General features: G+C 48.7%; 16 protein-coding genes. 4 read left to right on the top strand and 12 right to left on the bottom strand.

The genetic code is table 11. The features are described 5' to 3' along the window. Positions 1-65 precede the first annotated feature (65 nt). Together BMW55_RS01330 and BMW55_RS01325 are read right to left on the bottom strand one after the other, a co-directional pair. Positions 66-425, bottom strand: coding sequence for a hypothetical protein (locus tag BMW55_RS01330; protein WP_089964558.1), 360 nt, complete (start codon positions 423-425; stop codon positions 66-68). A 271-nt stretch (positions 426-696) separates the two neighbouring features. Continuing rightward, positions 697-1,182, bottom strand: a complete 486-nt coding sequence (locus BMW55_RS01325; RefSeq protein WP_170839667.1) for a gamma-glutamylcyclotransferase family protein — start codon at positions 1,180-1,182, stop codon at positions 697-699. Between the two features lie 212 nt (positions 1,183-1,394). Between BMW55_RS01325 and BMW55_RS01320 the strand changes: the two genes are divergently transcribed. Then, complete coding sequence (locus BMW55_RS01320) at positions 1,395-1,721, top strand: DUF4870 domain-containing protein (protein ID WP_089964556.1); 327 nt, start codon at positions 1,395-1,397, stop codon at positions 1,719-1,721. A gap of 61 nt (positions 1,722-1,782) precedes the next feature. Here the strand turns inward: BMW55_RS01320 and BMW55_RS01315 are convergent, their stop codons facing one another. The 3 genes from BMW55_RS01315 to asd all read right to left on the bottom strand — a co-directional run bounded on the left by BMW55_RS01315 (position 1,783) and on the right by asd (position 4,550). Further along, positions 1,783-2,997, bottom strand: a complete 1,215-nt coding sequence (locus tag BMW55_RS01315; RefSeq protein WP_089964555.1) for an MFS transporter — start codon at positions 2,995-2,997, stop codon at positions 1,783-1,785. 99 nt (positions 2,998-3,096) lie between these two features. Continuing rightward, entirely contained in the window at positions 3,097-3,690 is a 594-nt protein-coding gene (locus tag BMW55_RS01310; RefSeq protein ID WP_089964554.1) for a rhomboid family intramembrane serine protease, read from the bottom strand. Between the two features lie 2 nt (positions 3,691-3,692). Then, positions 3,693-4,550 carry an archaetidylserine decarboxylase gene (gene asd, locus BMW55_RS01305; RefSeq protein WP_089964553.1) on the bottom strand — a complete coding sequence of 286 codons (858 nt, stop codon included), beginning with the start codon at positions 4,548-4,550 and terminating at the stop codon, positions 3,693-3,695. 95 nt (positions 4,551-4,645) lie between these two features. Here asd and BMW55_RS01300 point away from each other — a divergent pair, with 95 nt between their 5' ends. Continuing rightward, a complete protein-coding gene (locus BMW55_RS01300) occupies positions 4,646-4,852 on the top strand; it encodes a gamma-type small acid-soluble spore protein (RefSeq protein ID WP_089964552.1) in 207 nt (68 codons plus the stop codon). Here BMW55_RS01300 and BMW55_RS01295 read toward each other — a convergent pair. Next, complete coding sequence (locus BMW55_RS01295; RefSeq protein ID WP_211663643.1) at positions 4,849-5,481, bottom strand: DUF502 domain-containing protein; 633 nt, start codon at positions 5,479-5,481, stop codon at positions 4,849-4,851. The two genes, BMW55_RS01300 and BMW55_RS01295, sit on opposite strands and share 4 nt — an antisense overlap. An 11-nt stretch (positions 5,482-5,492) precedes the next feature. Then, entirely contained in the window at positions 5,493-7,469 is a 1,977-nt protein-coding gene (locus BMW55_RS01290; RefSeq protein WP_089964551.1) for a peptidoglycan D,D-transpeptidase FtsI family protein, read from the bottom strand. A 260-nt stretch (positions 7,470-7,729) separates the two neighbouring features. Here BMW55_RS01290 and BMW55_RS01285 point away from each other — a divergent pair, with 260 nt between their 5' ends. Then, a complete protein-coding gene (locus tag BMW55_RS01285) occupies positions 7,730-9,034 on the top strand; it encodes a S8 family peptidase (protein ID WP_089964550.1) in 1,305 nt (434 codons plus the stop codon). Here BMW55_RS01285 and BMW55_RS01280 read toward each other — a convergent pair. Then, positions 9,023-10,150, bottom strand: a complete 1,128-nt coding sequence (locus BMW55_RS01280) for a S8 family peptidase (protein ID WP_170839666.1) — start codon at positions 10,148-10,150, stop codon at positions 9,023-9,025. The genes BMW55_RS01285 and BMW55_RS01280 overlap by 12 nt on opposite strands. A gap of 86 nt (positions 10,151-10,236) precedes the next feature. Between BMW55_RS01280 and BMW55_RS01275 the strand changes: the two genes are divergently transcribed. Then, positions 10,237-10,635, top strand: a complete 399-nt coding sequence (locus BMW55_RS01275) for a hypothetical protein (protein WP_089964548.1) — start codon at positions 10,237-10,239, stop codon at positions 10,633-10,635. A gap of 7 nt (positions 10,636-10,642) precedes the next feature. Here BMW55_RS01275 and BMW55_RS01270 read toward each other — a convergent pair whose 3' ends face one another. From BMW55_RS01270 to BMW55_RS01255, 4 genes are all read right to left on the bottom strand, one after another. Continuing rightward, entirely contained in the window at positions 10,643-10,978 is a 336-nt protein-coding gene (locus BMW55_RS01270; protein WP_089964547.1) for a hypothetical protein, read from the bottom strand. A 133-nt stretch (positions 10,979-11,111) separates the two neighbouring features. Continuing rightward, positions 11,112-11,651 (bottom strand): hypothetical protein, encoded by a 540-nt coding sequence (locus BMW55_RS01265; RefSeq protein WP_089964546.1) that lies wholly within the window; start codon positions 11,649-11,651, stop codon positions 11,112-11,114. 59 nt (positions 11,652-11,710) lie between these two features. Beyond that, complete coding sequence (locus tag BMW55_RS01260; protein ID WP_089964545.1) at positions 11,711-13,273, bottom strand: acetate--CoA ligase; 1,563 nt, start codon at positions 13,271-13,273, stop codon at positions 11,711-11,713. Between the two features lie 121 nt (positions 13,274-13,394). Then, positions 13,395-13,616 (bottom strand): alpha/beta-type small acid-soluble spore protein, encoded by a 222-nt coding sequence (locus BMW55_RS01255; protein WP_280139726.1) that lies wholly within the window; start codon positions 13,614-13,616, stop codon positions 13,395-13,397. Positions 13,617-13,637: the final 21 nt, after the last annotated feature.

The following is a 13,637-nucleotide window of genomic DNA, read 5'->3' as shown; positions in this document are numbered from 1 at the left end:
AGGAAGATCGCCTCACCCCGATCCTATCAAAAAACCCCTTTTGCATTTAGCAGAAGGGGAAATTATTATTCACTCACAGCTTCCAACACTTTGGGGCTAAAAATTTGTTTAACCTTCCGGACATCCGCATACAAGACTTTTACTTCATCGTTTTGTTGTTGCTCGATCCGGTCCAGTCTAGTTTCAATTTTGTCCAGTGTCTTCTCGATCTTGTCCATTCGGGTTTCAACTTGGTCCAGGCCCTGTTCGATCCTGTCCATTCGGGTTTCAACCTGATCCAGGCTCTGTTCAATCCTGTCCATTCTGGTTTCGACCTGATTCAGGCTCTCTTCAATCCTGTCTATTCTGATTTCAACTTGATTCAGGCTCTCTTTGATTTCCTGTTGACCATCCAGGATTTGTTGGAACATCGCTTGAAAATCCACGACAACCTCTCCCGTTCAATGTAAGTCGCCTTATTGTATCACGAAAACGGGATCATTCCCAGATATTTGCTACCAGATTTCTGCCACTCTCTCAAACTGAATACGAACTATTCGATCAATTACCCTGCTCTGACGGATGATTGCAACAAAGCAGAAATTCATCGCACATGTACCATCTTAAAACCATACCGTATGGAGAATTGCCCCTGATTCAAATCCTGTCCACCCCAAACAGAACCACTCACTTTCGTCAATCCCTCGATGAATCCTTTTACGCGTCTTCTTTTTTCAAAAAGTCATCCAGACCAAATTTTTCGCTCCATTCCCGGACAAGCTTTTTCCGGTAAGCATCGCTCAGTTGCTGCCGGGCCCCGTTATAGACCAATCGGGCATACTCCATGCTCGGCGGGATTTCGTCCGGAAGTTTCTCCACCACTGTATAAGTCATCGCCGATAGGACACGTCCCTGCCAATGGACGTTCACATATACTCTTCGATATCGGCCAAGCTCAACCCCTTCCCTTTGATCCAACGGGGGAAGAGCTTCCGGACTTAACCGGTATAAAACTCCTTCCACCTGATCACCCGGAGACATGACGACATCGGCCACTCCGCCTTTTCTGGTTTCGCTGTACAGATTGAAGGCGAGACGGTAATCAGGCAACACGGCCGCCCCCAATACTTCATAATTCTCTTTCCCGACGGTATTGGAAAAGCTTTCCGCATCCATACATGAGCCATATGCAAAATAATACATGCCACCCTCACTCCTCATTGACAAAGAGTCATTTAAATGTATGAGCAAAAGATGTTTTCAATACGGATGACAGAGCGGACAAGTGGGATTAAAGTCCCCTGTGTGAATACAAGGAGGAACCAATGCTTTTATACAGAATATCATCTTTATAAATAATAGAAATTGCATGACAGTTTGCACAACAATGAACGTCGATCCTCATGAGGTGAAAAATGGTTACGACGGAAGAAAAATGGCTTGGGGTGATTTGTCATGTCAGCGCTCTTTTTTTCCCCATTCTCGGTCCCCTGATGATCCTGCTGTTGAGACGAGACTCTCCGTTTGTTCGCGAACATGCCCGGGAAGCCCTCATCTTTCAGCTGGTCATGTACATTGCCATCTATCTCGCTTCCTGGACCATGTTTATTCTGATCGGCTTTTTACTCGTCCCTGTTCTGGTCGTGTTCGCTTTTATCGTCACCGTGATCGCCGTCATTCGGGCGATCGAGGGAAAAAACTATCATTATCCCTTCACCAGCCGGTGGGCGCAAAAAATTTAGCCTTCCTGAACATCCATCTTCCCAGCTAACCTCAAAAGCGGTCGGCTGGGAAGATGCGGTTTCATGCGGTTTTTAACGGGGGAACCCGGCGGATGGCGAACCAGACCCCCAATTGTACAAACGCCATCGCCAGTATAAACCAGCGTAGGTGCATGAGATCAGCGGAAATACTCACCCACCAAATAAAGATGAGAATACTGGTCAGCCTTCCCAAATTGAGCGCCAGCTCCCTGGCAACGACATATTCCACCCGCAGCTTGGCCGTTTCTTCGTTTTTCCCGATGATATCAAAGACGATGGATGTTAGCGGAGCCGCATACAACGGGTAAAAGAGGGCCCCACCCACGCCCAGGATAAAAATCGTCCAACTGCTGATGTGGAAGATGAAAGGAAGAACGGCCAGCCCCATCATCACCGTTCCGATGAAGATGAATGTGTTTCGCACCTTCGGCTTGACAAACCGGCCCACTATATAAAAGGACAACAGGGAAACAAGCGACGCCGCCGTAAAAAAAGTCCCTAACGTCAGCTCATTTTTCGTGATGACAAATACAAGAAGGCCGATTAAAAAGACAAAAACGCCTTCCCTCATCCCTTGAGAGATCATCGCCAAACTGACCCATTGCCAATGGTGTTTCCGCTGGTTGGTCCAAGACAGCACGGAAACAAGCCGGTAACGCCCCTGAGGGACCCGTCTTTTAAAAAAAAAGCTGACCACGACCGCTGCCAAAAAAATGCCAAGTGAAATCGCGAAAATAACGGTGTAACCCGTAAACTGATCCACTCTGGTGATGATCCAGCCGGAGAGCAAAGGGGCGATGATTCCGACCCCTGAACTCATTAAGCCGTTAATGCCATTGTATATATCCCGATTCTCCCGCTCGGTGATTTCGAAATACAGGACATTATACGCGAGCCAAAAAAATCCTCCCCCGACCCCCAGCAAGATCCCCAACAGGATCACGTAATCGATCGCTTGGGTTCCCAATAGCAGCACAGAAAGATAAAACACAGAGAGGAAGATGACACCCAGACGAATGGCAATCACGCGGTCGATCCGTTTAGAGATCCATCCGGCGAAAATAAAAGTGACGGCCCCGGTCAAATAATGGGTGAAGTTAAACCAACTGATTATGATCAGGTCATTTTTGATTTTCCATAGATATACGTTGACAAACGTGTTGGATAAAGCCGTGGCAATGGCAAATAAGCCGCTTTCCAATATTAACAGCCAAGCTTCCCGATCCAGTCGGTCAACGTTTCCCAAGATCCGCATAAGTCACTCACCAAGTATAGCTTAACCAACTGACCCGATTTTAAATAGAAATTCATTACGAGCGAAAAAAAACAAAAGCCCGGAGCAGGTTCCGGGTGTTTACTCTTGATATTTGTTCTGTTTCAGGGTGATGATGATCGCCCCCAAGATGAAGCCTGTGATCAAAGCCATCAGATGGACAGCCAGCAATTTGAAATTCAACAATAAATTGATGAGGATCAGTACAAGCAGCCCTTTTCCGCTCTGAGGATCGATCAGGCGACGAAAATAAAGGTACAGATAGACGCCCATAAAGCCATAGACGGATGAGGCGGCTCCCGCGTAAATTCCGTTGATATCAAACAAGTATAATGCCCAATTGCCGATGACCCCGGTTGCAAGATATAAGATCAGGAAAGAAAATCGGCCCAATAACCATTCAAGTTGTGGTGCAAAAATGTAGATGGAAAAAGATGTAAATAAAAAATGCAAAAATTGGGTATGTACAAAAAGTGAAAAGAACAGGCGCCAGTATTCCCCCTCTTCCACTCTCCATCTTTCGTATGCACCATATTGCACCCAGGTGGACGGGTCTTGTACGTGTCCTGTCAAAAGCAACATTACAAAAACAACGGTCTGCACCAGCAATATGCTCGTAACCACGGGAAAAACCTGAGGGAACCGCCGCAAAGGGATCCATGTGTGTCCAAACAAAGTTATTCCCCCTCAGCTGTTAAAAAGCGAGCCAGGCTTTGGCCCATTTGTACTTTTGTCCCCGGAACCGCATCGATCGTCCATTCAATCTGATTCCGTTCAAACAGCAGAATCACTGTGGAACCAAATTCAAAACGCCCCAGTTCCTCCCCTTTTTCAAGAACAACGGCATCCTTGTATTGCTTATGTTCCAGCATCTTGGAAACTTGAGGATTGGTAGCCACATTCTCATCAAAAACCACCTTAATGCTTCCGACATTGGTGGCTCCCACTTTTACCAGCGCGAGATGGCCGTGGCGGGTCTGGATATACGAAATCACCCGTTCATTCCGGGCGAACAGTCCCGGAATCAGTTTCACACCCGTCTCGTTGACCGGGTACAGGTCTCCCGGAATATAGGTTAGTTCTTCGACGGTTCCGGATACCGGCATGTGAATGCGGTGGTAATCTCTCGGGCTCAAATAAATGGTGACAAACTTCCCGCCTGTGAATTTCCCGGCATATTCTTGATCCCGCCCCAACAATTGCTCCACAGAGTAAGTGACTCCTTTTGCCTGAATCAACGTCCCGTTCTGGATGGAACCGATCTGTGAAATGGTTCCATCCACAGGGCTTACCACCACATCTTCATTCGGGTCAATGGGACGTGTTTCGGGATGAAGTTCCCGGATAAAAAACTCAAGCAGGTTTTCAAATTCGTGAACCGGGCGTTTCACAGGGGTCAAATCGATATCGAAGTGTTTGATGTACCAAGGGATGAGATGGCGGCTGGCCGGATGTTTGGCAAACGCCCCTGCCCAGCGGGATATTTTCTTTTTGGGCAGCCACCTCCAAAACATACGCGATAATGATCGGTTCATACATGCCTCCCAAAAACAGAGAATGAGATAGGAAAAAATCGGATGCAATATTTATTCGACGCCGCGGGCATGCTACCTACCAGGAGGTGATACTCATGCCACAACAGCAACAACCTCAAGCTAGCAAAACGAACGCTCAACAAGTTCGTCAGCAAAATCAAGCAGCGGCTCAAAGCCCGGGCGGTTACCAAAGCAAAGGTGCTCAAAACGCTCAATTTGAGTTCGCTTCCGAGACCAACGCTCAAGCGGTGCGCCAAAAAAACGCACAATCTCAGGCTCGGAAAAATCAAAACCAATTCTAAGTATCACTTCTCACAGTCCCATCCGCTACCGGCGGGTGGGATTTCCTTTTGACGGCAACCCCGGCTGACAGCACCAGTTGCAGCGCTTCATCCACCGGGAGATCCAGCTTTTCCACCCGTTCCCGTTCAAACCAGTGCAAATCTCCGGCGAACTGCATACTCTGCGGGAAATAAACACCTACATATTCTTTCCCGTCACGGGTCTTGAAGACCGGTTCTTTGACCGTTAAAAACCCAATCCGTTTGGAATCCGCTACGGTCACAAATACAACCGTGTCAAATGATTTCTTTTCTCCGATAAATGATTGGAGCGTATCCTTCAGTGTTCCGTAAACCCCTTTGATGAGCGGGATTCGTTCAATCACTGCCTCCAGGGTTTCCAGCAATTTTTTGGTTATCCACAGCCTGGCACCAAAGCCGATCAGCAACACCAGCAGGAGTACCGTGATCAGGCCGATCCCGGGAAATTTCCACTCCACGGACAATTTGGTCAACCAGAAGTTACCCCATCCATTGATCAATTTATAAAAGTAGTTCAACAGATACAGCGTGCCGGCGATCGGCAGGATCACCAACAATCCGTTAAAAAAATATATGCTCAGCCGTTTCATGATGCGGAACTTTTTCAAAACCGCTCACCTCACCTTTGTTTCATGAATTGTTCATAGTAAGCGGAAATCAAATATTCCGCGATGGGACCGGCGGCAACCGCCCCGTAACCGCCTTCCGGTACGACGACGGCCACGGCGATTTCCGGATCATCGGCCGGGGCAAAGGCGATAAAGACGGAATTTTCCACTCTCCCCCTCCCCGGGATATCCTGCTCGGAAGTCCCCGTTTTTGCAGCCACTTGAAACGGCAGATGATCAAACAGGTGGGAAGCCGTGCCTCCGGGCCCGGTGACTTGAATCATTCCCCGGCGGACAATGTCAAAATACTCGCGTTTAATCGGGACGCGATTTAAGACCTCCGGCTGGATCTCTTTCGCCTTACCAGTCGCGGGATCGACAATCCTTTCCACCAGTTGCGGCCTTACCCTGACTCCGTTATTGGCGAGCGTGGCTGTATATTGCGCGAGCTGCAAAGCCGTGTAACGCTGGGCCTGCCCGAAGGAGGCCAAAGCCATCGCTCCCAAGCCGGAATTTCGTTTGGCAATGACCTTATAATCCTCGGAACCATCCTGCTCCCCGACCAGATTGATTCCCGTGGAAACTCCAAGCCCAAAAGCATGGGTGATTTGTTCGAGCTCTCGGAGGCTTTTTTGTTTCTCGTTGCGGTACCAATTGGTAAAAGTCCAGGCCATAAACGTATTGGCCGATTTTTGGATCGCTTTTTCCGGTGTTAATGCACCGTAGTCATGCCCTCCGGCATTGCGGACAGGAGGAGTCCCCGGCGCGTAATAATAAGCGGCCGGATCAGACCAAACAGTATGCGGGGAGATCATCCCTTTGTTCAGTCCGATCAGCACGGTCAGAGGTTTAAAGGTGGAGCCGAGCGGGAGAACCGATAACGGATGTTTCAGGTATTCTTGCTCGGGTTGATCCGCTGACCGGGCATCATACGGCGCTTCACGAATGGTCCCGTTGCGCATGACATAACTCAGGTTCCGGTAATCCGCGGCGGTCACCTTTCCGTTCCAAATATTCGGATCGTAATCGGGATAACTTACCATCGCCCGAATTCGGCCCGTTTTTACTTCCATCGCCACCGCATACGCATTTTTCGCATAGGGGGCGTAATCCTTTCCTCTGGTGTTCCGTAAGGAACGAAGGTGATTTTCAATGAACTCTTCTGCCCCGAATTGCATTTTTTCGTCCAGGGATAAGATGAGATCATTTCCGGGGCGGGGCTTCACTTCTTTCAACACTTCCACCAATTTGCCGGTGGCATTGACCCGGACCAGGCGATAACCGTGTTTTCCCCGCAGCTGGTCTTGATAACTGTACTCCAAGCCGTCCATGCCCACCTGTTCCCAATCCAGATAGCCACCTGCTTCAGGTTTGGAGGCAGCCTGCCGATATTTCTTAAGCGATGCTTTTGCACCGGCAAACGGACGCACATAACCGATCGTCTGAACCGCAAATGTATCTTTGCGATACTCCCGGAGCGGTTCGGAAAAAATATTGACACCCGGAAATTGTTCGGGGTTCTCCGAGAGGATGACCACCTCTTTTTCCGTCAGGCGATCTTTGATTTTTTTCGGAAAATAGGGAGGTTGCCTGCGCGGAATACGATTCCCCTTCTCATCAAGCCCTACATCCATGGCCTCCAAAACCTCAGCGAGAGGGAGACGTAAGGCCTTGGATAACGCCTTCGCCGTCTTGAGTTTCTCCTCCTTGGAACTGTCCGGTTCCAGATAGATCGCCGTAAAAATGGACTGATTGCTGACCAGCAACTTGCCATTTCGGTCAAAAATCTTCCCTCTGGGTGCGAGGATGGGAATTTGTTTGAAGTTGTTCTCCATGGCCAACTGATGATACTTCTCACCAACTCCCAACTGAATCCAGCCAAGTCTTAAAATGAGTATGACAAAGAGCAGAAAAACAACGAGCCAGAATACTTGTAATCTTGCAAAAGTCCATTCATGTTTTCCTGATCTTTGCTGCCAATGTTTCATATCATCCAACAGCCCTTTTCAAGTTGAAGAAAGCGATTCCCTCAATTGCCTGTTCCACCTGTTCACTTGTTGAGAAACGCATATGTAATCGAATAATAGTTTACCACAAAACCCATGCCGGTATCGTTCCGTTTTGCAACCTTTTATGTCCGGGACAGGCATGGAATCTGAAAAATGCTGGATATATGACGTGTCATCTCCTTTCTATCATTCATATCCTACCTGAGAGAATTCAAGAATGACGGAAAGGGGTATTCAGAATGTCATCCATGATATCCAGATGGATTCAAGAACATCGTGGGCGGATGGACCCGGCGCTTATTTCCGCTCTGATGAATCGTTGCGGCTTTTTGCGTCACTTTCCCCAAGCTCTCCGCGCTCCTGCGGAAAAAATCATCCACAAATTTATGCAGATCCCCGTTCTTGTCCAGTGGGAGCCCAACCGGGTGCAAGTTTTTACCGATGCCAATAATCCGCTCAGCGAGTCAGGCTTTTCTGTCGATCAGTATTTCAGCAGTATTCATACTTTTTCCCTGCCCGTATCCATCTCCCGGTTGCCCCTGCTCATGAAGATCCCGGGAGTAAAAAAAGTTTATCTGGATCGGACCGTTTATGCTTTGTTGGATACAGCCACACCCACGACCGGAGCCCCTCGGGTTTGGGATCAGAACAACCTGGGAGAGAATGCCACAATCGCTGTGATCGATACAGGAATTACCCCTCATCCGGATATAGCTTCCAGAATTATCGCTTTTCACGACTTCGTGAACCACAAAACCAAACCGTACGATGATAACGGACACGGCACACACTGTGCCGGATGTGCAGCCGGTGACGGCACACTTTCGGCCGGACGTTATCGCGGCGTGGCTCCAAAGGCGCTGCTCATCGGGGTGAAAGTTCTCGGCAGATTCGGAGAAGGAAGTCTGTCCAATGTCATGGCCGGCATACAATGGTGTATCCGACATAAGGAAGAATACAATATTCGCGTCATTTCCTTATCCCTTGGCAGCGAGGCGAACATCCCTTACAAAGACGACCCTCTGTGTCAAATCGTAGAGCAAGCCTGGAAATCTGGCATTGTCGTTGTTGCCGCAGCCGGAAACAGTGGGCCGAAACCCGGAACGATCGGCAGTCCCGGCATCCACCCGCTCATCATCACAGTTGGAGCCACTGATGATCATGAGACAACCGATCGCTCAGATGATAAAGTCGCCAAATTTTCCAGCCGCGGCCCGACCATAGACGGGATCTCCAAACCAGACATCTTAGCTCCGGGGACCAATATTGTCTCCCTGCGAAGCAAATGCTCCTTTCTGGATCTTTCCATGCCGGAAAAACGGATAGCAAAATACTACTTTTCCTTGTCAGGCACTTCGATGGCCACTCCGATCGTTGCGGGTGTAGTCGCATTAATGGTAAGTGCCAATCCCAGTCTCAGCCCGGACGAAATCAAACAGCGTCTTCTAAGAGCGGCAGTTTCATTGGGTGAAGACAAAAACAGTCAAGGAGCGGGCCAGGTAGACGCAGAAAAAGCGGTGATGAACCAACATTTATCGTCTTAATTTTTGATAAAAACGAACGGCTTGATAAGCATTTAACAACCCGATTCCATCCAGGTTGCGTATTTTGGTCGAAGATTGCGTCAATATATATCGAATCTGCTCCGGATTTAAGCTTTTATCGAGATGAAGAAGGAGCGCAATCGTCCCTGTTACATGGGGAACCGCCATCGATGTTCCGCTCATTTCCCTGGTCGAGCTGTTCAGCCAGGCCGAAGGTATTTTCTCACCCGGAGCGGCAATATCCACTCCTTTTCCGACATTGCTGAACGGGGACAGTTGGCCGTTTTTGGATATCGATGTCACCGCAATGGTTTCGGGATAGCGGGCAGGGTAATCATATTGCGAGGATAATCCCTGGTTACCCGTGGCCGCCACCATAATAATGCCCTTGCGATGGGCGATCTGGATGGCCTGGCGCATGGATTCACTCATTTTTTCCATGCCGAAGCTCATATTGATCACATGCATTTTCTTGTCAATACACCAGTTGATGGCACTTAGCAGATCGGAAAGATTGGCGCTCCCTTTTCTGTTAAATGCTTTCACCGCGTAGATATAGGCTCTGGGTGCAACTCCCATAATCCCCAGTTCTGATGCTCTGCCTGCAATAATCCCGGCCACATGGGTTCCATGACCGTTATAATCCTGAGGCGAAAAATAGGGGGATAATATGTTCACTCCGCCGCGATAGTTGCCGCGGATGGCGGGATGATTATCGGAAATGCCGGTATCAATCACGGCGACTCGCACTGCGCGGCCACGGGTATATGGCCACGCTTTAGCCGCCTCCACCATTTCCACTCCCCAGGGCAGGGACAATTGTTTCATCGGAATAATCGTCCCCGCATAAGGTTCCGTAATCGTAACCCGAATATCCGGTTCCGTATATTCTATATCGGGATGGCTCTCCAGGCTTTGCGAAACAAAATCCTTCTCATACTCCGCGATGATCATCCCCAGATGTGGGAGATATCGAATCGGACGAACTCCGCAACGCCTCATGACCTGTAGGTATCGGTTTAATTGGATGCCTTCACGCAAATAAAAAATGCGGCGCTGTCTCTTTTTTTTTCGCCTCCAACTGTTATCCGAAGGGAGTAACCAATCTGACAGCATCTCATCCTCACTCCCATCATCACTCATTGACGCAGAGTTGAATATATTTTTTAAAATGGACGCCTATCAAGGGAGGTGCATTCAGCATGACAAGAGAGAGAAGCGTTTCAAAGCCATCTTCACACCCGCATCCGTCACTTGAGGCCCACCAGTCGAAATCATTTCTTTCTGAATGGGAACAGTTGCGAGGTCTTGTCAATCAATTTTCCTCCCGGTTCGGCCAAGTAGATGAACTGATGCAAGCCATCCATTCCCTCTCCTTCGCCGTCAAAGATAAGGAAAAATTAAAAGAGCTCATTTCGGCACTTGCAAAACTGAATCAATCCCAATTGAAAAAAACCTCGCCAGCGAAAAGCAATTCCGGCAAAACAAACAATCAATCAACACCCAATCTTACTGGTGACAGCTTTTATGATCTGCTCAATTCTCCAGCCATGAGTGAAATTGTTAAGGAGGTGATGAAAAAAAAGAAAAAAAGGTGGTAAGCGAGCCTCATTTTTTTCTTTTTTTTGCTTGAGCCGGTGTATCAGAAACTCCCTTTCTTCGCAAACCTTGTTCAACATGAAGTTCAACAGGAAGATTGATCTCTTTGATCAGTTGATCCACACCCTCCGGGGTTTGCATCTGGCTGATTGTTTTTTTCATCCACTCATTCGAAACCGGAGCTTGCACAATCTTACGCATGTATTCAAAAAATCCGTCCATTCCATTTGTTTGATAGGATTTTTTGGCGCCATGTAAAATCCGGTCCAGTTTTTGTTCCGTCATGGTGGGCTCACCGGTGATTTGATTGATTAAATCGGCGAAATCCTTCTTGGAAGGTCTCACGGGTCATCCCTCCTTTTGAGCCGTGCTTGCTTACATTTACTTGTATGATTTATTTGGGACAGTGCACACGTTAAATGCCCAGTTGACAATAAAAAAGGCAGAAGCCGAAGGGCTTCTGCCTTTTTTTGAGGTCTTATTCACAATCACATTTCTTCCACGTGCGGTTTAGATCATGAGCGGTGCATCCGGAGAGATTAAAATCCACATCCCTTCCCACTTCCGAAACCTGTTGCCAAAATTCAGCCACACACGCCAGCGGATGGGTAACCGCATTCGCGTCCGCGAAAAAGTAGGTGATCTCACCGCCACCTTCCCCATCGGCAAACGTGAGATAAACGACCCGATAGGAAACCTGTCCTTTTACATCGTCCAAGATATCAAACAAAGCTTCATGGCTGATCAGCAAGTCCTCTATGGAGTGAACGACGGTTTCCGCACCGGTCTCCTCAAGAAGGGTGAACGACATCTCGCACCGGTCACTCTCTTCGTCAAGCCGAATCGCTTGGACATGACCAAACAGGCGCACTTCTTGTTTGTCCAAATCGACCGTACCAAAAAGCATCTGATCCGTTTGGCGGATCAAGTTATTTATCAGGCGATCGAGGTCAGAAGAAAACATTTCCCTCGTGGACTCTTGAAAGTTTACCACACAACCGTGAGAAAATACCTTCATGATATTTGCTCCTTTTAGATGCAAAGTCGCATCAATTATATCGAAGGAGCTTTGACCATTCAAGATGAGGACTTCATTTTCCGCCTTTTTTCCAGTTCCCTCAGTTCAACCCGGCGAATTTTACCGCTGGTCGTTTTCGGCAGGGAATCGACAAATTCGATTTCCCGTGGGTATTTATAAGGAGCCGTAACCGCTTTCACATGTTCCTGCAATTCTTTCATCAATTCCTGTGAAGGAGCGGCCGTTTCTTTGAGAACAACGAATGCTTTCACGATCGATCCGCGCACGGGATCCGGACTGGCCACCACCGCGCATTCTTTTACCTGCGGATGTTTGACGAGGGCATCTTCCACTTCGAACGGCCCGATGGTATATCCGGAACTGATGATAATATCATCCGCGCGCCCTTCAAACCAGAAATAGCCGTCCTCATCCTTATGTGCCCGGTCACCGGTGAGATACCATTCCCCTCTGAAAGCAGCTTCTGTCCGTTCGGGATCGTTAAAATAACCTTTAAACAAAGCCGGCGAAGAACGATGAACGGCAATGTGCCCCACTTCTCCCACCGGCACTTCTTGCCCGTTGTCATCCACAATCGAGACCCGGTTGCCGGGAGTCGGTTTGCCCATCGAACCGAACTTCGGTTCCATCTCCTTCAGGGTGGCGATCAGCAAAGTATTCTCCGTTTGTCCATAACCATCTCTCACCAGAACATTGAAATGCTTTCTGAAGGTATCGATCACTTCCCTGTTGAGGGGTTCCCCGGCGCTGACTGCACTCCGCAGGTGAGACAGATCAAAACGCTCCAGGTTTTCCGTTTTTGCCATCATCCGGTATTCGGTGGGAGTGCAGCAGAGAACGTTTATTTTTTCGTCCTGAAGGAGTGTCAAATAGGTCTCCGGATGAAAGGCCCCATGATAGACGAATGCAGTCGCTCCCGCTCCCAATGTCGAAACAAACGGGCTCCAAATCCATTTGGCCCAACCGGGACCTGCCGTCGCCCATACCGTGTCTCCTTCACGAATGTCCAGCCATGCCCGGGTGGTCGTCTGTTGATGGGCGATGGCCCAACTGTGATGATGAATCACGCCTTTTGGCCCGCCCGTGGTTCCCGACGTATAGGAGATAAAGGCGATGTCGTCTTCACGTGTCTGCGGCAACGGGATCGTTGGCGACCCCTTGACATCTTCCAAAGAAATCCACCCTTCTGCCCGGCCGCGCACGATGCGATAAATGACACTGCTGCTCTCCCTTGTCGCTTCTGTCACTTGATTAACCAGACTCTCATCGGCAATGACCGCTTTGGCCTGGGCATGATTGATCCGGTAAGCGATATCACTGGGTCTGAGCATTTCGGACCCCGGGAGCAACACCAATCCTGCCTTTAAGCAGGCCAAATAGGAGATATAGGCTTCAGGAACCCGGGGCAACAAAATCATGACTCGGTCTCCGGGATTTAAGCCCTGTTCAATCAGCCCTCTTGCCATATCGTCCGATTGTTCCTTTAATTCCAAATATGTAAGGGTTCTCTGTTTCCCCTTGTCATTTCTCCAACGGATGGCCACCCGCCCTGTGGAAGCATGACGGTCGATATCTTGCGCAATATTATAATATTTTGTCATTCAAGTCCCTCCTAACTCCTTTTTTATGTATTTATTCTTTATAACTATGGAAAGTTCCTTTTAAAAATGAAGAGCAGTGGCCCGAAAGCCACTGCTAAGTGTTACCATTTTATTCAGTTGATTATTGTTGCGGGAAAGCGCCGCCAGCAAGTTGAGATTGAGCGGTAGCAACCAGGCGTTTGGTGATTTCTCCCCCGACAGAACCGTTTGCACGGGAAGTGGTGTCAGGACCAAGTTGCACGCCGAACTCTTGAGCGATTTCAAATTTCAACTGATCAATGGCTTGAGCAGCACCCTCAACCAACAGTTGGTTTCTGTTACGGCTGCGTTGTTGTTGATTCACCGGCATCATATTCACCTCCTT

Origin of the sequence: Lihuaxuella thermophila (assembly GCF_900110165.1) — a bacterium.
In the GTDB taxonomy this organism is placed as follows: domain Bacteria; phylum Bacillota; class Bacilli; order Thermoactinomycetales; family Thermoactinomycetaceae; genus Lihuaxuella; species Lihuaxuella thermophila.
Note: the sequence above shows the minus strand (reverse complement) of the source record. Positions and strands in the feature narration are given on the sequence as shown.